General features: G+C 68.3%; 16 protein-coding genes. 3 read left to right on the forward strand and 13 right to left on the reverse strand.

Features of this window, described 5'->3' with window-relative positions:
• Nucleotides 1-4: 4 nt before the first annotated feature.
• Both ACPCXD_RS19265 and ACPCXD_RS19270 read right to left on the reverse strand, forming a co-directional pair.
• Nucleotides 5-328, reverse strand: coding sequence for a YbaB/EbfC family nucleoid-associated protein (locus tag ACPCXD_RS19265; protein ID WP_016693176.1), 324 nt, complete (start codon nucleotides 326-328; stop codon nucleotides 5-7).
• Between the two features lie 104 nt (nucleotides 329-432).
• Nucleotides 433-867 carry an SRPBCC family protein gene (locus ACPCXD_RS19270; RefSeq protein WP_026061346.1) on the reverse strand — a complete coding sequence of 145 codons (435 nt, stop codon included), beginning with the start codon at nucleotides 865-867 and terminating at the stop codon, nucleotides 433-435.
• A gap of 149 nt (nucleotides 868-1,016) precedes the next feature.
• Here ACPCXD_RS19270 and ACPCXD_RS19275 point away from each other — a divergent pair, with 149 nt between their 5' ends.
• The gene (locus ACPCXD_RS19275) at nucleotides 1,017-2,477 is read left to right on the forward strand and encodes an FAD-binding oxidoreductase (protein ID WP_145690981.1); all 1,461 of its coding nucleotides are present in this window, start codon (nucleotides 1,017-1,019) and stop codon (nucleotides 2,475-2,477) included.
• A complete protein-coding gene (locus ACPCXD_RS19280) occupies nucleotides 2,474-3,781 on the forward strand; it encodes a class I SAM-dependent methyltransferase (RefSeq protein WP_088898827.1) in 1,308 nt (435 codons plus the stop codon). The genes ACPCXD_RS19275 and ACPCXD_RS19280 overlap by 4 nt, the downstream gene beginning before the upstream one ends.
• 158 nt (nucleotides 3,782-3,939) lie before the next feature.
• Here ACPCXD_RS19280 and ACPCXD_RS19285 read toward each other — a convergent pair whose 3' ends face one another.
• The 8 genes from ACPCXD_RS19285 to ACPCXD_RS19320 all read right to left on the reverse strand — a co-directional run bounded on the left by ACPCXD_RS19285 (nucleotide 3,940) and on the right by ACPCXD_RS19320 (nucleotide 13,702).
• Nucleotides 3,940-6,087 carry a 3-hydroxyacyl-CoA dehydrogenase NAD-binding domain-containing protein gene (locus ACPCXD_RS19285; RefSeq protein ID WP_514132887.1) on the reverse strand — a complete coding sequence of 716 codons (2,148 nt, stop codon included), beginning with the start codon at nucleotides 6,085-6,087 and terminating at the stop codon, nucleotides 3,940-3,942.
• Between the two features lie 23 nt (nucleotides 6,088-6,110).
• Nucleotides 6,111-7,325 carry an acetyl-CoA C-acetyltransferase gene (locus ACPCXD_RS19290; protein WP_088898829.1) on the reverse strand — a complete coding sequence of 405 codons (1,215 nt, stop codon included), beginning with the start codon at nucleotides 7,323-7,325 and terminating at the stop codon, nucleotides 6,111-6,113.
• Nucleotides 7,326-7,483: 158 nt separating this feature from the next.
• Nucleotides 7,484-8,491, reverse strand: a complete 1,008-nt coding sequence (locus ACPCXD_RS19295) for a zinc-binding dehydrogenase (RefSeq protein ID WP_088898830.1) — start codon at nucleotides 8,489-8,491, stop codon at nucleotides 7,484-7,486.
• Nucleotides 8,467-10,056 (reverse strand): phosphonate ABC transporter, permease protein PhnE, encoded by a 1,590-nt coding sequence (phnE, locus tag ACPCXD_RS19300; protein WP_088898831.1) that lies wholly within the window; start codon nucleotides 10,054-10,056, stop codon nucleotides 8,467-8,469. The genes ACPCXD_RS19295 and phnE overlap by 25 nt, the downstream gene beginning before the upstream one ends.
• Entirely contained in the window at nucleotides 10,053-10,865 is an 813-nt protein-coding gene (phnC, locus tag ACPCXD_RS19305) for a phosphonate ABC transporter ATP-binding protein (protein ID WP_088898832.1), read from the reverse strand. Before phnC ends, phnE begins: the two co-directional genes overlap by 4 nt.
• A 2-nt stretch (nucleotides 10,866-10,867) precedes the next feature.
• Complete coding sequence (locus ACPCXD_RS19310) at nucleotides 10,868-11,836, reverse strand: phosphate/phosphite/phosphonate ABC transporter substrate-binding protein (protein WP_088898833.1); 969 nt, start codon at nucleotides 11,834-11,836, stop codon at nucleotides 10,868-10,870.
• 23 nt (nucleotides 11,837-11,859) lie between these two features.
• Nucleotides 11,860-12,531, reverse strand: a complete 672-nt coding sequence (locus tag ACPCXD_RS19315; RefSeq protein WP_423660820.1) for a phosphonatase-like hydrolase — start codon at nucleotides 12,529-12,531, stop codon at nucleotides 11,860-11,862.
• 40 nt (nucleotides 12,532-12,571) lie between these two features.
• A complete protein-coding gene (locus ACPCXD_RS19320) occupies nucleotides 12,572-13,702 on the reverse strand; it encodes a TIGR03364 family FAD-dependent oxidoreductase (RefSeq protein WP_088898835.1) in 1,131 nt (376 codons plus the stop codon).
• A gap of 98 nt (nucleotides 13,703-13,800) precedes the next feature.
• Here ACPCXD_RS19320 and ACPCXD_RS19325 point away from each other — a divergent pair, with 98 nt between their 5' ends.
• Entirely contained in the window at nucleotides 13,801-14,517 is a 717-nt protein-coding gene (locus tag ACPCXD_RS19325) for a GntR family transcriptional regulator (RefSeq protein WP_160876110.1), read from the forward strand.
• 8 nt (nucleotides 14,518-14,525) lie between these two features.
• Here the strand turns inward: ACPCXD_RS19325 and ACPCXD_RS19330 are convergent, their stop codons facing one another.
• The 3 genes from ACPCXD_RS19330 to ACPCXD_RS19340 all read right to left on the reverse strand — a co-directional run bounded on the left by ACPCXD_RS19330 (nucleotide 14,526) and on the right by ACPCXD_RS19340 (nucleotide 17,870).
• Nucleotides 14,526-15,176, reverse strand: coding sequence for a response regulator (locus ACPCXD_RS19330; RefSeq protein WP_088898837.1), 651 nt, complete (start codon nucleotides 15,174-15,176; stop codon nucleotides 14,526-14,528).
• Complete coding sequence (locus tag ACPCXD_RS19335; RefSeq protein WP_423660823.1) at nucleotides 15,173-17,104, reverse strand: sensor histidine kinase; 1,932 nt, start codon at nucleotides 17,102-17,104, stop codon at nucleotides 15,173-15,175. The genes ACPCXD_RS19330 and ACPCXD_RS19335 overlap by 4 nt, the downstream gene beginning before the upstream one ends.
• Before the next feature lie 70 nt (nucleotides 17,105-17,174).
• Nucleotides 17,175-17,870: a hypothetical protein gene (locus tag ACPCXD_RS19340; RefSeq protein ID WP_172414999.1), complete on the reverse strand. Its 696-nt coding sequence runs from the start codon at nucleotides 17,868-17,870 to the stop codon at nucleotides 17,175-17,177.
• Nucleotides 17,871-17,873: the final 3 nt, after the last annotated feature.

Consider the following 17,873-nt stretch of genomic DNA (forward strand, 5'->3'; position numbering starts at 1 on the left):
ACCTCTAGAAACCGGGCAGGCCGGGGATTCCGCCGCCGAGCCCACCCGCGAGCGGACCGAGTTTCTCGGCCGCGATCTCCTGGGCCTTCGCCGAGGCGTCGGCGATCGCACCGACCACGAGATCCTGCAGGGTCTCGACGTCCTCGGGGTCGACGACCTTCGGATCGATCTTCACGGACACGACCTCGCCCGTGCCCTTCACCGTCGCCGTCACGAGGCCACCGCCGGCCTGGCCGGTGACCTCCGCCTGCGCCATCTCGTTCTGCGCAGCGGCGAGCTGCTGCTGCATCTGCTGGGCCTGAGCGAGGAGTTGCTGCATGTCGGGCATTCCACCACCGGGTTGCACGGCACGTCCTTTCTGCACGTTTGTGATGCCAGCCTAGTCGCCGCGCATCGGGGTCGGCACAGACGCCGAGGTCGACGGAACCGGGCTCAGTCGACTTCCTTCTTCAGGTTCTCGAGCACCTGCTGCTGGATCTTCTTCAGGCCGAGCGGCGCGAACGTCTTCTCGAAGAAGCCCTTGACGCCTCCGGCACCCTTCCACTGAGTGAGCACGACGACCGTCGAACCCGTCCCGTTCGGCACGACGCTGTAGGTCGTCACGAGCGTCGAGTTCGCGTCCGTCTCCGTGACGGTACTGCCCTTCACCGACACGGTGGCCTGCACGTCGCGCTGACGCTTCTCCGTGGCCTGGAGGATCCAGTGCACGACGGTGCCGTCACCGCGGCCGCCGGAGATCACGCGGTAGTCGCGGTAGTGCTCGGTGAGGATGCGCGGACGCACGGTCTCGTAGTCGGCCAGGGCGGTGAGCACCGCCTCGGGAGCTGCCGCCAACTGGATCGAACTACTTGCGCTGACCTGTGCCATGAACGACTCCTTCTGCTTCTTCCGTGCTGATGCGGGCTCGAATGTGCCTGTGACGACAGCATCCATCCTGCCCTGCGCGTTCCGGGACGGATGCGACCGCCGGGTCTATTGTGGACGTGCCCACTGATGCGCCGCTCCGAAGGAGTCGAATGCAGATGCCGAGATCGTCAGGTGTGAAGGTCCCGTACGGGGAGGCGGTACACCGTCAGGGTGTCGACCGCCTGCTGCGCTCGTACAGCGCGATTCCGGCCGACGCGCCCGTGCGACTCGCGAAGAAGACGTCGAACCTCTTTCGAGCACGCGCCGCGGTGAACGCGCCGGGGCTCGACGTCTCCGGCCTCGGCGGTGTCATCTCCGTCGACCCGCAGGCCCGCACCGCCGACGTCGCCGGCATGTGCACCTACGAGGACCTCGTCGACGCGACGCTGCCCTACGGCCTGGCACCGTTGGTCGTCCCGCAACTGAAGACCATCACGCTCGGCGGCGCCGTCACCGGGCTCGGCATCGAGTCGACGTCCTTCCGCAACGGTCTCCCCCACGAGTCGGTGCTCGAGATGGACATCCTCACCGGGTCCGGCGAGATCGTCACGGCCCGCCCCGAGGGTGAGCACGCCGACCTGTTCCACGGCTTCCCCAACTCGTACGGTTCGCTCGGATACGCCACGCGCCTGCGCATCGAACTCGAACCGGTGAAGCGTTTCGTCGCACTGCGTCACCTGCGATTCGACACGATCGCCGATCTGCAGTCCGCTCTCGCGCGGATCGTCGACGAGCGGACCTGGGACGGCACGCCGGTCGACTACCTCGATGGTGTCGTCTTCTCCGCGACCGAGAGCTACCTGACGCTCGGCACGCAGACCGACGAGCCGGGCCCCGTCAGCGATTACACCGGGCAGGACATCTACTACCGGTCGATCCAGCACGTCTCCGTCAACCGCCCCAAGGAGGATCGGCTCACGATCCGCGACTATCTGTGGCGGTGGGACACCGACTGGTTCTGGTGCTCACGGGCTTTCGGTGCCCAGAACCCGAAGATCCGCCGATTGTGGCCGAAGCAGTTGCTGCGCAGCAGTTTCTACTGGAAGCTCATCGCGCTCGACCACAAGTACTCGGTGGCCGACCGGATCGAGGCACGCAAGGGCAATCCGCCCCGCGAGCGCGTCGTGCAGGACATCGAGGTTCCGCTCGAGCGCACGCAGGAGTTCGTCGAGTGGTTCCTCGACGAGATCCCCATCGAGCCGATCTGGTTGTGCCCCTTGAAGTTGCGCGACATCGAGTCGTCCCCGGAGGCCGGTCGTCCGAGCACCTCGGACGCCCAGCGCCCGTGGCCGCTGTACCCACTCGAGCCGAAGCGCGCCTATGTGAACGTCGGGTTCTGGTCGTCCGTTCCCATCGTGCCCGGCGCCGAGGAGGGCGCCGCCAACCGGTTGATCGAGAAGAAGGTCGCCGAACTCGACGGGCACAAATCGCTCTACTCGGACTCCTACTACTCGAAGGACGAGTTCGAGGAACTTTATTACGGCGGTGGTGAATACCCCGCCCTCAAACAGAAATACGACCCTCGGTCCCGTCTACTGGACCTCTTTTCGAAGGCGGTGCAACGAAAGTGACCATATTCAAGGCCGACAACGATCGGTCCACCGAGGACAAGCTCGCACTCGCCCAGATCGTCGAGATCGTGACCGGCGGCGACATGCCGCTGCGCTTCACGGCCTACGACGGATCGGCAGCGGGCCCCGAGGACTCCCCCTACGGTCTGCATCTCGCATCGCCCAAGGGAGCGACGTACATTGCCACCGCCCCCGGCGATCTGGGTATGGCACGGGCGTACATCTCGGGCGATCTCCAGGCGAAGGGCGTGCATCCCGGCAACCCCTACGAGTTGCTCGCCGCGCTCGGCGACCTGCACTTCGAACGTCCCCCGGCCCGCGTCCTCGCGCAGATCGCCCGGTCGCTCGGCACCGAACTGCTCAAGCCGATCGCGCCGCCGCCGCAGGAGCACCTGCCGCGCTGGCGCCGCATCGCCGAGGGCCTGCGGCACTCGAAGTCGCGCGACGCCGAGGTCATCCACCACCACTACGACGTGTCCAACGAGTTCTACGAGTACGTCCTCGGGCCCTCGATGACGTACACCTGCGCCGTCTTCGAATCCGAGAACCAGAGCCTCGAGGACGCCCAGGAGAACAAGTACCGTCTGGTCTTCGAGAAGCTGCGGCTGAAGCCGGGCGACCGTCTGCTCGACATCGGTTGCGGCTGGGGCGGAATGGTGCGTTACGCCGCTCGGCGCGGTGTGAAGGCCCTCGGCGTGACGCTCTCCAAGGAGCAGGCGGAGTGGGCTCAGAAGGCCATCGTCGAGGAGGGTCTGAGCGACCTGGCCGAGGTCCGGCACTCCGACTACCGCGACGTGCCCGAGGGCGGGTTCGACGCCATCTCGTCGATCGGCCTGACCGAGCACATCGGTGTCGCCAACTACCCGGCCTACTTCCGGTTCCTCCACAGCAAGCTGCGGGCGGGCGGTCTGCTGCTCAACCACTGCATCACCCGGCCGACGAACAACACCCGTGCCAAGGCCGGCGGTTTCATCGACCGGTACGTCTTCCCCGACGGGGAGCTCACCGGTTCGGGTCGCATCATCACCGAGGCGCAGAACATCGGCTTCGAGGTGATGCACGAGGAGAACCTGCGCGAGCACTACGCCCTGACGCTCAAGGGTTGGTGCGAGTACCTCGAGAAGCACTGGGAGGCCTGCGTCGCCGAGGTCGGTGAGGGCACGGCTCGCCTGTGGGGTCTGTACATGGCCGGTTCCCGCCTCGGCTTCGAACGCAACGTGGTGCAGCTGCACCAGGTGCTCGCGGTCAAGCTCGGCGACGACAAGAAGCCGCAGACGCCGCTGCGGCCCTGGTGGGTCGCCTAGTCGCCCGGTCGGCACCACAACAGAAGAGCGCGAAACGGTCGGAGGAGCGGGCATTTCCCGCTCCTCCGACCGTTTCGCGCTCCGATGGACTGTCACCGAACGGGAAGGGCTCCCGACGCCGTGGCGTCGGGAGCCCTTCCGTGCAACCGTCGTGTGCGTCAGCTGCGCAGCGACGCCGGCGGGTTGAAGCGCTCGCCGTACTTGGCGGCGAGTTCCTCGGCCCGCGCGACGAAGCCTTCCTTGCCACCCGGGTAACCGACGATGTACTGAGCGACACCACCGGTCCAGGCCGGGAAACCGATGCCGAAGATCGAGCCGATGTTGGCGTCGGCGGTGGTCTCGAGAACACCCTCGTCGAAGCACTTCTGGGTCTCGATCGCCTCGGCGAAGAGCATGCGGTCGATCAGATCCTGCAGCGGCACATCGAGCGTCGCCTCGGTCTTGTAGTGATCGCGCACGCCCTGCCAGATGCCCAGGCGCTTGCCGTTCTCGTCGTACTCGTAGAAGCCGGCCTTCTCGAGGCGGCCCGGACGGCCCTGCTCGACCATCCAGTCGACCACGTCGAGTGCGGGATGACGCGTGGTGCCGAGCTTGGTGTCGCCCTGCTTGGCGGCCTCCTCGGTCTCCTTCGCGATCTTCTGCATGAGCTTCATGTTCAGCTCGTCGGTCAGCTGCAGCGGCGGAGCCGGGTAACCCGCCTGCGAACCGGCCTGCTCGATGGTCGCGGGCTCGATGCCCTCGCCGAGCATGGCGATGGCCTCGTTGACGAAGGTGCCGATCACACGCGAGGTGAAGAAGCCGCGACTGTCGTTGACGACGATCGGGGTCTTGCGGATCGCGAGCGTGTAGTCGAACACGCGGGCCAGGGCCTCGTCGGAGGTCTTCTCACCCTTGATGATCTCGACCAGCGGCATCTTGTCGACCGGCGAGAAGAAGTGGATACCGATGAAGTCCTCGGGACGCTTGACGCCGGTCGCGAGACCGGTGATGGGCAGCGTCGAGGTGTTCGAACCGAGCAGCGCGTCGGGATCGACGATGTCCTCGATCTCCTGGAACACCTTGTGCTTGAGCTCGGTGTTCTCGAACACCGCCTCGATGACGAAGTCGACACCCGCGAAGTCGGCGGGGTCGGCCGTCGGCTTGATGCGGTCGAGCAGAGCCTTCGACTTCTCCTCGGTGGTCTTGCCACGCGAGAGGGCCTTGGCCTCGATCTTCTCCGAGTAGTTCTTGCCACGCTCGGCGGCCTCGAGGGTGACGTCCTTGAGAACGACCTCGAAACCGGCCTTGGCGGAGACGTACGCGATGCCCGCGCCCATCATGCCGGCGCCGAGAACGCCGACCTTCTTGATCTCACGCTTCGGCACGTCCTTCGGACGCGAAGCGCCCGAGTTGATGGACTGCATGTCGAAGAAGAACGCCTGGATCATGTTCTTCGCGACCTGGCCGGTGGCGAGCTCGACGAAGTACCGCGACTCGATGGTCGAGGCGTTGTCGAAGTCGACCTGCGAGCCCTCGACGGCGGCGGCCATGATGGCGCGCGGAGCCGGCATCGGGGCGCCCTTGATCTGCTTGCGCAGGTTCGCGGGGAAGGCCGGGAGGTTCGCGGCGAAGGCCGGGCTGGACGGGGTGCCACCGGGGATCTTGTAGCCCTTGACATCCCACGGCTGGACGCCACCCTCGGGATTGGCCTTGATCCATTCCTTGGCGGCCGGAACGAGCTCCTCGACGCTGCCCACGACCTCGTGGACCAGGCCGATCTCCTTGGCCTTGACAGCGTTGTACTTGTTGCCCTGCAACAGAACCGAGAGCAGAGCGGTCTGGATGCCGAGGAGGCGCACGGTGCGGGTGATGCCACCGCCACCGGGGAGCAGGCCGAGGCTCGCCTCGGGCAGGCCGATCTGGACACCCTTGACGTCGGCGGCGATGCGGTGGTGCGTCGCGAGGGCGATCTCGAGACCGCCACCGAGGGCCGCGCCGTTGATGGCGGCGACGACGGGCTTACCGAGGGTCTCGAGGCGACGCAGGTCGGCCTTGATGCCCTGGACCTCGTCGAACGCGGCCTGCGCGTCGTCGGGGCCGATCGCGATGATGTTGCGCAGGTCACCGCCGGCGAAGAAGGTCTTCTTCGCGGAGGTGATCACCACACCGGTGATGGAGTCCTGCTCCTCGTACAGGCGGTCGACGGTGGCCTTCATCGACGCCTTGTACAGCTCGTTCATCGTGTTGGCGCCCTGGTTGGGGTCGTCAAGGGTCAGCACGACGATGCCGTCGGCGTCCTTCTCCCAGGAAATCATGTTGTCGCTCACTGTTGTTCGAATTCCTTCCGGTGTCAGACGCGCTCGATGATGGTGGCCACACCCATGCCGCCACCGATGCACAGGGTGACGAGGGCGCGCTTGGCTCCGCGGCGCTCGAGCTCGTCGATCATGGTGCCGGTGATCATGGCGCCGGTGGCGCCGAGCGGGTGGCCCATCGCGATGGCGCCGCCGTTGACGTTGAGCTTCTCGTCCGGGATGTTCAGATCCTTCTGGAACTTCAGGACGACCGAGGCGAAGGCCTCGTTGATCTCGAACAGGTCGATGTCGTCGACCGTCAGGCCCGCCGCGGCGAGAACCTTGTGCGCGGCCGGCGTGGGGCCGGTGAGCATGATCGTCGAGTCGGCACCGGAGGTGGCCGTGGCGACGACGCGGGCACGCGGGGTCAGGCCGAGGTCCTTGCCGGCCTGCTCGGAACCGACGAGCACGAGTGCCGCGCCGTCGACGATGCCCGAGCTGTTGCCGCCGTGGTGGACGTGGTTGATCTTCTCGACGAAGTGGTACTTCTGCTGCGCCACGGCGTCGAAGCCGCCCATCTCACCGATGGTCGCGAACGACGGCTGCAGCTTGGCCAGACCCTCGAGGGTCGTGTCCGGACGCATGTGCTCGTCCTGGTCGAGGATGGTCAGGCCGTTCTGGTCCTTGACCGGGACGACCGACTTGGAGAAGTAGCCGCCGGACCAGGCTGCCGCCGCGAGCTGCTGCGAACGCAGTGCGTAGGCGTCGACGTCCTCGCGGGTGAAGCCCTCGATGGTCGCGATGAGGTCGGCGGAGATGCCCTGGGGAACCAGGTAGCTGTCGTAGTTGGTGGCGGGATCGAGCATCCACGCGCCACCGTCGGAGCCCATGGGCACGCGGGACATCGACTCGACGCCACCGGCGAGGACGAGCTCGTCCCAGCCCGAGCGGACCTTCTGCGCAGCCATGTTGACGGCCTCGAGGCCCGACGCGCAGAAGCGGTTGATCTGGACGCCGCCCGTGGTGACCGGCAGGTTCGCGATGGTGACCGCGGTGCGGGCGATGTCGGCACCCTGATCGCCGACGGGGCTGACGACACCGAGGATCAGGTCGGAGATACGGTTCTCGTCGAGATCGGGGAATCGAACACGCAGCTCGTCGATCAGGCCCGTAACCAGGGAGATCGGCTTGACGGAGTGCAAAGAGCCCGTCTTCTTGCCTCGGCCGCGTGGTGTTCGGATGGCTTCATAGATGAATGCCTCGGTGGTCACAGTGCGCAGGTTCCTTCCCGTGCTTGCGGAGCGACGGCACCCACGGCCCTGCAGAGGGCCGCCGTGCCCAACCTCCCCCACGGTAGAAGCGGACGGCCCTCGGCGGTAAGGACCGAAGCGATCGGTGTCCGTGACCGAACCGAACGTCCGGAAACCGTCTACGGAGCCACCGCTGCCCGCAGGCCGCGTCCTCTGTGCAGGACTTCTCCCAGCGCAGCGAGGGGAACGGGCGCGTCGACGAGCTCGGCCCAGGGGTGGACGGCGACCGTGCGAGTCAGGAACGCCACGGCCTCGTGCAGGTGCCGGGGTTCGTAGTTGTGCACCCCGCTGATGGTGAGCCAGCCGCGCACGATCGCCTCCGGATCGACAGGGACTGCGGCGGCGGGAGCCACCGACCCCGCGAGGACGACGCGGCCACCGATGTCCAGGCGCGGTACGAGCGAGGCGATCGCCTCCGACGACCCGGAGAAGTCGAGGGCGACGTCCACGGGACCACCCTCGTCGGCGACCGCTCCGAATCGTCCGGCACACGCGGTGCGCCGGGGATCGACGTCGAGGACCACGACCTCGGCACCGGCATCCGCACACATGGCCACGGCCGTGACACCGAGCATTCCGGCACCGCACACCACGACCCGGCGTCCTGCGAGGTCGCCGGCCGCGTCGATCACCGCGGCGGCAGTGGCGGTCGCGCACGCGGCGGGAGCTGCGACGACGTCGGGCAGCAGGTCCGGGACGGGCACGAGTTCCGTGCCCGCGGGCAGGACGATGTACTCGGAGTACGTTCCCGACAACGGCCACGGCCCGGTGAACGGTTCGTGACCGACCTTCGTCACCGATCTGCACTTGGCCGTGCGCCCGGATCGGCAGCGGTCGCACTCGTGGCACACGCGCGTCACGCTCCACACGACCCGCTCCCCCACGTCCGAGGTGGCATGCGGGCCGACCGCGACGATCTCCCCGACCCCTTCGTGTCCGAGAACCGACGGCACCGGACCGCAGCGTCGTCCGGACACGGTGTGCAGATCGCTCCCGCACACCGTGGCGAGCCGGACACGGACGAGCACGTCGCCGTCACGCAGGGCCGGTACCGGCACCTCTCGCATCTCGATGTCCGCTCCCGTCCACACCGCCGTGCGGCTCACACGACCTTCGAGCGGATCCATCCCGACACCCTTTCGATGACGTACACGACGGCGAACACGATGACCACGATCGCACCGGCGAATTCGAAGTTCAGTGTCCGGACCGCTTCGAAGAGAAGGAATCCCACGCCTCCCGCACCGACGACACCGAGAACGGTCGAGGTGCGGATGTTGACGTCGAGCAGGTACAGCGTCGAACCGACGACGGACGGAACCACCTGGGGAATCACCGCGGCGAACAAGGTCTTCCACCATCCGCCACCGACGGCGCGGACCGCGTCGAGCGGACCGGAGTCGATCTCCTCGACGGCGTCGGCGACGAGTTTGCCGAGGAATCCGACGGATCCGACGGCGAGCGCGCATGCACCGGCGACGGGGCCGAGTCCGATAGCGGCCACGAAGATCACCGCGAGGACGAGTTCGGGGACGGCCCGCACGACGAGGATCACGGCGCGTGCGGATGCGTAGACGGTGGGATGTGGCGACACGTTGCCCGCAGCCAGGATCCCGAAGGGTAGTGACAGCGCCGCGCCCACGGCGGTCGCGACCGCACCGATCGCGAGGGTCTGCAGCACCGCGTCGGCGAGATCCCATCCCACCGCGGCGAAGTCCGGCGGCACGAGACGCGTGAAGACCTCGAGGGACGGACCGATCCACGTGAACAGCTCGCGCGGGTCGATACGGAGGGTGATCAGGGCGAGTACCGTGGCTCCCACGACGGTGACCGAGAAGACGGTACGTGAGACACGTTCGCGTCCGGGACCGTTCGCGGAGGGGGTGAGCAGGGCGCGCCGGACGAGGATGGCGACGACCTCCATCGCGGCGATGATCACCAGGATCACGCACACGATTCCGAGCGCTCGTGGATAGACCAGTCCGCGCAGTGCGTCCTGCAGCGCGAACCCGATGCCGCCGGCACCGACGAAACCGAGGACGACGGAGGTTCGGAGGTTGATGTCGATGCGGTAGACGAAGTTCGCGGTCCAGGACGGAACGACCTGCGGCAGAACCGCGTTGATCATCTCGCGGACGTACCCGACGCCGGTGCTGCGCACGGCTTCCCGCGGCCCGGCGTCGGTCTGTTCGATCGCGTCGGCGAACAACTTGCCGAGCATGCCGATCGAATGGAGCGCGAGCGCGAGAACACCGGGGAGCACGCCGATTCCGAGTGCGCGGACGAACAGGACCGCGAACAGCAGGTCGGGCATGGCGCGGCAGAACGTGATGACGGCGCGGGCGATGCGATACAGCACCGGATGCGGTGTCGTGTTGCGTGCCGCGAGGAATGCGAGCGGGATCGAGGCGACCGCCGCGAGGACGGTGCCGAGCACCGCCATGAGCAGCGTCTCGAGGGCGAGGACACCGATGCGGCCCGGATCGTCGAGCCGCGGCGGCAGCATGCGTTCGATCAGGCCGGCCGTCGAATCGAGCCCGTCGAGCAGGGTCGCGGGCGCGAAGTCGATATACGCGGCCGATGCCAGGACGGCGACCGCGACGATCGCCCACCCGGCGGTGATCGTCCGCCGGCGGCCGCGACCGGCGTCGTGGGGCGTCGGCTCGGTGCGGGGTGGGGCGAGGATGCTCATGCCGACCCGGCTCCGAGCGGGTCGGAGGCGGGCTCGACGCGCCGGTAGATCTCCATGGCCTCGTCGCGTGAGAGACCGACCGCGGGGCGATCGAGCACTTTGCGGCCGTCGCGCAGACCGACGATGCGGTGTGCCCACCCGAGTGCGAGGTCGACCTGGTGCAGCGTGCACACGACGGTGAGCTTGTCCTCCATGCACACTCGGAACAGCAGGTCCATGACCACGCCGGCGTTCTCCGGGTCGAGGGAGGCGACGGGTTCGTCGGCGAGCAGGACCGTGGGCCGCTGCATGAGGGTCCGCGCGATCGCGACGCGCTGCTGCTGGCCTCCTGAAAGCGTGTCGGCGCGCCGGTCCGCGAGGTCGGCGAGACCGACCCGGTCGAGATGCTCCCGCGCCTCGACACGCATCGCCTTCGGGTAGGTGAGTGCCCCGTAGCGGGGCAGCGACAGTCTGCCCAGTCCGCCGATGAGTACGTTCTCGAGGCAGCTGAGCCGTCCGACCAGATTGAACTGCTGGAAGACGAATCCGACGTTCCTGCGCAGCGACCGCAGTTCACGGCGCGACGCGAGATCGACCCGCGTCCCGGAGACGTCGATGCTGCCCTCGGTGACGGGGTGCAGACCGTTCAGGCACCGGAGGAAGGTCGACTTCCCCGAGCCGGACAGGCCGAGCAGCACGACCAGTTCGCTGCGGTGGACGTCGAGATCGACGCCGGACAGCGCGGTGGTGGTGCCGAATTCCTTGGTGACACCACGGACGGAGAGAACGAGATCGTCGCCGGCGACCTGATGGGTGGGATCGATGTTCATCGTCAGCCCTTGCACTTCTCGGAGCCGGTGATCTCACAGACGTGGCGTACCCCGTCGTAGTCGGCGTCGGTCGCGGGCACGACACCCCAGGCACGTTCGTCGGTGATGCGGCATTCGCCGTCGCAGTATCCCTGTGCGCGCAGGTAGTCGGCGTTGCCCTTCTCGGTGAGGATGCCGGCGAGTCGTTCGACGACCTCGGTGCCGAGGGAATTGTCGCCGACGAACAGGGATCCGGCGATCGTCTCGGATTCCCAGACCTTCTTCAGTTCGCCTTCCCGGATGTCGCCGCTCTCGATCATGGTCTTGTCGACCATGGTGTCGAACGCGAAGCCGGCATCGCAGTCGCCCGCTGCGATCGCCAGTGCGGAGGCGTCGTGTCCGCCGGCGTAGACGGGGGTCAGGCCGGCGACGAGATCCTGCTCGGTTCCCGATCCGACGACTCCCGCTTCGATGAGTCCTGCCGAGGGGTACAGGAATCCGGACGTCGAACCGGGATCGACGAAGCACACGTCCTTGTCCGCGAAGTCCTCGATACTGTCGATCCCGGAGTTGCCGGACTGCGTCAGACCGTAGGAGCGGTAACCGGGTTCGGCGCCCGGATCCTGCACCACGGCGCCGAGCGGGGTGGTGTCGGCGCCGTTGAGCTGTGCGACGACGTACGCGAAGGGACCGAAGAAGGCGAGATCGACGTTGTCGGCGATCATGCCTTCGACCACGCCCGCGTAATCGGAGGCCTGGACGAACTCGACGGTCGATCCGGTCTCGTCCTCGAGCATCTTCAGCAGCGGTTCGTAACTCGCCTTCAGGTCGGACGAGTTCTCGGCCGGAATCGCACCGAGCGTGAGGGTTTCGGGGAAGCCTTGTTCGGTGAGCGCGTCGGGATCCGAACCACCGCAGGCTGTCAGGGCGAGGGTGAGTCCGGCGGCGAGACCGGCACAGGCAACGGTGCGCCGGGACGACAGGGAACGCATGGGGGTGTCCTTCGTGTCGGGGGTCAGGCGAGGAGCAGAGCAGGCAGATCGGCGATCGAGTCGAGAACGTGTGTGGCTCCGGCTTCGCGGAGCGTCGCCTCGTCGTGGGCGCCGGTGCGGGTTCCGGCGACGACGGAGGCGCCGGCGCGCAGACCGGACAGGATGTCTCCTGCCGTGTCCCCGACGACGGCGACGTCACGGACGTCGTCGGTACCGGTGCGCAGCAGGGCGGTGAGGATCATGTCGGGGTAGGGGCGTCCGCGACCGGCGTCGGCGGGCGTGAGAGCGAGGTCGGCGAGGTCACGCCAGCCGAGTGCATCGAGCAGCCTGTCCTGGGTGGATCGGCTGAATCCGGTGGTGAGTACGACTTTCACGCCGGCCTCACGCAGTTGCGTGATCGCCTTCTCGGCGCCGGGGACGGCGGAGACGTCGCTCTGGTCGACGAATCGTTCGTAGGCGCGTTCGAAGGCGTTGTTGGCGATCCGGGCACGTTCGTCGCTGCCGAACAGTGCGCGGAATACGACGATCTTCGACTGCCCCATGGTGTCGAGGACGTATCGGCGTGCGTCGTCCCGGTCCGGGCCGCTCGCGGGAAGGCCGACGGCGGTGGCCGCCTCGTCGAATGCGCGAACGACGAGTCCGTCGTCGGCGACGGTGGTTCCGGCCATGTCGAGCACGGCGAGTCGGATGGTCATGTTCTTCTCCAAGGGTTTCGGGGCGTCCCGTTCCGGGATGTCAGAGGCCGAGAAGGTCGGCGGTCTCCTCGCCGAGATAGGGGCCGAGGGTCATACCGCGGCCACCCGGACCGGCGACGACCCACACGTCCTCATCGGCCTTCGCGCGGTGCACGAGCGCCGTGGGGTCGATGCACTGGCTGTACACACCGGCCCAGCGCCGGACGACGCGCGGCAGTCGGCGGCCGAGGAACTCCTCCGTCACCGCGACGAGGTGGTCGTAGGGTTCTTCGTCGACGTCGAAGTCGAACGGTTCGTCGTAGGCGTGGGTATCGCCGATGGTGAGGCCGCCGTGCAGGCGCTGGACGCACAGCAACTGCATGCGATGCCGTGCGGCGACGGGTCGTTGCTCTTCGGAGGCGGTGAGGTCGTCGAGGGCGGTACCGGCGAATCCCGGGTAGTAGCGCAGGCTGTCGCCGTCGGCGATCGACGTGGTGAGGTCTTCGCCGAGCGGTGCGGTCTGCATCATCTGCAGTCGGACCCTGCGCAACGGCAGGTCGTCGGCGAGGTCGCGGGCGAGGCCACCAAGTGTCGCGCCGGGACAGACGAGAACGAGGTCGGTCTCGTGCACGGTGCCGTGGTCGTCGCGCACCTGCACGGTCCCGTGGGGCGTGCGGGAGACGTCCCGCGCCTCGGTGGACGGCAGGAACCGGTAGCGGCCCGAGGTGGCGAGGTGTTGCCGGATCGCCGGGAGCGCGATGCGGGATTCGACGGCGGCGTCGGCGCTGCAGTGCAGTGCCGCGAGGAACTTGCCGCGTAGCGCGGGGTTACGGCGGCGCGTCTCGTCCGCATCGAGCAGGGCGAATCCCCGTCGCTGCGCGTCGTCGCGTGCGATCGCTTCCTCGGCGACGGCGACCTCGGCGTCGGTGCGCAGCAACGTCAGCGAACCGTTCGCTCGGAAACCGACGTCGGGAACACGGGCACCGAGGTCCTCCCACAGCTCGCGGGAGCGCAGGGTGGCGTCGAGTTCGCCGCGTGTGCGGCCGGAGACCCAGACGAGTCCGAAGTTCCGCACGGTGGCGCCGCGCGCTTCCGGTTCGCGTTCGAGGTGCAGGACGTCGTGTCCGCGGCGGACGGCGGCGTCGGCGTGTGCGGTGCCGAGGATGCCGCCACCGATGATCAGGATTCGCATGGGGACGACAGTGACGGATGGTCTAGACCATATGGGGGTGGTTCGGCGAACGCCCGGTGAACAGTTGGTATAGACCGGAATTCGGTTACGCTGGATGTGTGGCCACCGTCGTTCGCGAAGCGCGCACCCTCAAGCACCAGGTCGTGCGCCGCCAGGTCGAGTGCCTCCTCGACCAGCTCAGCGTGGGAGATCAGGTCCCTTCCGAACGCGATCTCGCCACACGATTCGACGTCGCCCGCGAAACCGTCCGTCAGGCACTTCGGGAACTGCTCGTCGACGGTCGCATCGAACGGCGGGGCCGCAGCACCGTCGTCGCCGGACCGAAGATCGTCCAGCCTCTCGTCATCGGTTCCTACACCGAGGCCGCCCTGCTCGAAGGGCGCAGCGCCGGGCGTGTGCTCGTCGCGTGGACCGATCTCGTCGCCGACGACGAGTTGGCCTGCCGTCTCGGTCTCGAACCCGGCGATCCCGTCCTCGAACTCGAACGTGTCCTGCTCACCGACGGCGTGCATGTCGGGCTCGAACGCACGCGCCTTCCCGCACACCGCTTTCCGGAGCTGCGCCGGACGCTGGATCCGTCGTCGTCGCTGTACGCCGCGATCCGTTCGTACGGGATCACCTTCGCGCGGGCGGTCGAGCGGATCGAGACCACGCTGCCGGATGCGCGCGAGGCGGCGCTGCTCGACGCCGACACGCGCACCCCCATGCTGCTGCTCGAGCGGATCTCCTACGACGAGAACGACGTGCCGATCGAGCACCGCCGGTCGCTCTACCGCGGCGACCGGATGTCCTTCGTCACGACCGTCACTCCCTGAGCAGCAGGTCAGTCGACGCCCAGGCCTGCTTCTCGCGCACGCACGATCGCGCTCGCCCGGTCGGCGGCACCGATCTTGCCGAGGATGTTCGACACGTGGTTGCGCACCGTCTTCTGGCTGAGCACGAGCCGACGGGAGATCGCGGTGTTGTCCAGTCCGCGGGCCACGAGATCGAGGATCTCCCGCTCCCGTTCGGTCAGGTCCGGGAAGGCCGCCGAGGTGTTGCGGGAGGTCGCGACCGCCGCAAGGGCTTTCGCCGCGACCGCCGCACCGACGATCATCTCGCCGTCGGCCACGGCCCGGATCGCCCGTTCGACCCCTGACGGATCGGCCCCCTTGACGAGATAACCCGACGCACCGGCACGGATCGATGCGACGAGGATGTCCTCGTCCTCGTGCATGGTGACCATCAGGATCCGGGTGCCCGGCGACTTCCGGAGGATGCTGCGGGTCGCGTCGATCCCCGATCCGTCGCCGAGTTCGATGTCCATGAGCACGACGTCGACGTCGGTGGTCACGACCTCGAGCGCCTCCCCCACCGAACTCGCCTGGCACACGACGTCGATCCCGCCGAGGGTGCCCAGCAGGGCCGCCATACCGAGGCGGAAGACGGGATGGTCGTCGACGACCGCAACGCGTATCGCTCCGTTGTCGCTCATGATTCGGACCAGGGTAGCCGTGCCCGCACCACGACACCGCGCGGGTCGCCGGGTTCGATGCCCACCGTTCCGCCGACCTCCCGGGCCCGTTCCCGCATGCTCTGCGTCCCCACACCGACACGCGCGTCGGTCGCGAGCCCTCGTCCGTCGTCGACGATGTCGAGGACCAGCAGGTCGCCCTCCGCCGCGACCCGCACCGTGCATTCGTCGGCGCCGGAGTGCCGTCGTGCGTTGATGATCGCCTCGGAGGCGATGCCGTAGGCGGCCCACGCGATCGGCCCGGACATCCCGGCGGGGAGGTCGGACTGCAGGTCGACGCGGAATCCCGCGCGGGCGTGGGTGATCACGAGTTCGTCGAGTGCGGCGGTGAGGCCGAGTTCGTCGAGGACCGGGGGCAGCAGACTGCGCGACAGTTCGCGGACACCGTCGACCTGCCGGTCGAGTTCGCGGAGCAGTTCGTCGACAAGTCCGGCCGCGGCTTCCGGGTCGGTGGCGACGAGATTGCGTGCGCCCTGCAGGCCGAGCCGCACCCCGGCGAGCGACGGGCCGAGACCGTCGTGCAGTTCACGGCGGATGGTGCGGCGTTCCTCGAGTCTCACCTCGGTGAGGCGGCGACGTGCGTCTTCGAGGTCCTCCGCAGACCGCAGGACGACGAGACCGGCGTCGACGACGGTCGCGAGTTCGGTGAGCGCCCGCCGGCTGCGTGTCCCGAGCGATTCGCCCGGGGGTGCGGTGACGGCGAGTGTGGCGTCACCGGAACCGACCGGCACCTCCTCGACGGGTCCGGTCGCGGTCCCCCAGCGTGCGATCACGTCGCTGCCGCGGCGCACCTCGACCGATTCGAGGCGCAGTGCGGTACCGATGCCGGCGGCGAGTTCGCCCAGCAGCAGGTCGGGGGAATCGGCACCGGCGAAGTGCCGCCCGAGGATCCGGACGGCGCGTGCCGGGTCGACGCCGTCACCGTAGACGAGGCGGTGCACCTTCCGGCCGAGCCACATCCGCACCGGTTGCACGGCCAGGGCGACGGCGGTGGCGGCGACCGCCTGGGCGAAGACCGACTCGTTCGGGAGCACCAGCGACACCGCGACCGTCACCGCGAGATAGCAGGTGACGAGCACGGCGGTGAGACTGCCGGCGAGCGCGGCACGACCGACGGCGAGGTCGATACCCCAGAGTCGTTGGCGCAGCACGACGGCGAGGATCGCGACCGGATAGAAGGCCTGCGTCGCAAGGTGGAGCAGCGGTGTGAGCATCCACGGCACGTCCGGGACTGCCATCGGGATGTACGAGGCCGTCATCAGGGCACTGCCGAGCGCGAGCCATCCCGTCCCGGATCGTTCGCCGGCCGGAGCGGGGCGGCGACGCCACTCGACGTGCCCCGCGGTCAGGAAGCCCACGGCCACAACGGGTCCGACGAACCAGATGTCGGCGATATCGGTGAAGGTGCGCGCCCAGAAGAACCAGGCGATCGTCAGGACGCCGATGCCGATCCCGGCCCGCACCACGGGATCGGCCGGGCGGTCGCGGACGAGCCACGGCACCACCAGGAACAACGCGAGCGTCCCGGGGATCCAGGTGGTGTTCTGCAGCGGACCGAGGAATCCGACGGGCAGTTCGGGGCGGACGAGGGCGAGCTGGGTCCAGCTGTAGGACACCGCTGCCACACCGACGCCGATCGACGCGACGGCCAGCAGGATCGGCACGGCGTGGACCCGGCGGGCGAGGATCACCCCGGCGACCGTCCCGTAGACGGCGGCTCCGACGACGTCGACGAGGAAGAACAGCTGGTCGGAATCGAGCGCGGGCCGGGCCGCGACGAACACGACGACGGCCGCGACGGCGAGCAGCCAGGAGGCGACGGCCACGACGGCGGCGGGTACCGGTGCCCCGGTACCCGCCGATCCGTTCGCCGCGACTGTGTCCTTCATGGTGCGGTGAGTATGCACCACTGTGTCCTCGATGCGGCCGGTATACGCCGCTGGGCCGCTCGCAGTGGCACTAACGTGCACGCCGGTCCGCGAGGGCGAATCCGACTCCGGCCACCAACACCCACACCGGGCCGGTGAAACCCGCCATGTACTGCAGCGGGGAGATGCCGAGGAGCAGCGTCAGGCCGCCGAGAACGATGCTCGCCCAACCGATCCACCGGGGCGCCGCGCGGTGACGCAGGGCCGCCACCGCGACCGCGACGCCGCTGACGCCGGCACCGACCCACAGCCACGGGATGGTGCCCATCCAGTGCGAGGCGAAGACCGCCACCTCGGGCACCATCTGGTCGGTGTTGCCGAGGCCGAACAGCAACTCGGTGTCGAGCCCGGTACCCATGAGGGTCGCAACCGAGGTGAGCACGAGACCGAATGCCGCGACCGTCGGCACGAGGCTGAACTCCGGAGTGCCCGCGCGCAGCCGACGCTGCAGTCCGGCAGCGAAGACGAGCAGCAGCGTCGTCGACACCATCAGCGTCAGATGCATGACGAGCATGGCCGTGCGCTGCCCGGCGAACTCGGTCATGATCGCCACCGCGTTGCCGGCGGTGCGCTCGTTGTACGCCGCGCTCATCGCCATGCTCGCCTGGATGCCCACGACGCCGGCGAGTCCGGCGACCGCCCCCGTCCACGCCCAGAGCGAACCGGGGCCACGACGGTCGGGGGCGATCGGCGCGAGGGGTTCGGTCTCGGTGCCGAGAGTGTTCATGAG

This window comes from Rhodococcus sp. AB351, from assembly GCF_049538275.1.
GTDB lineage: Bacteria > Actinomycetota > Actinomycetes > Mycobacteriales > Mycobacteriaceae > Rhodococcus.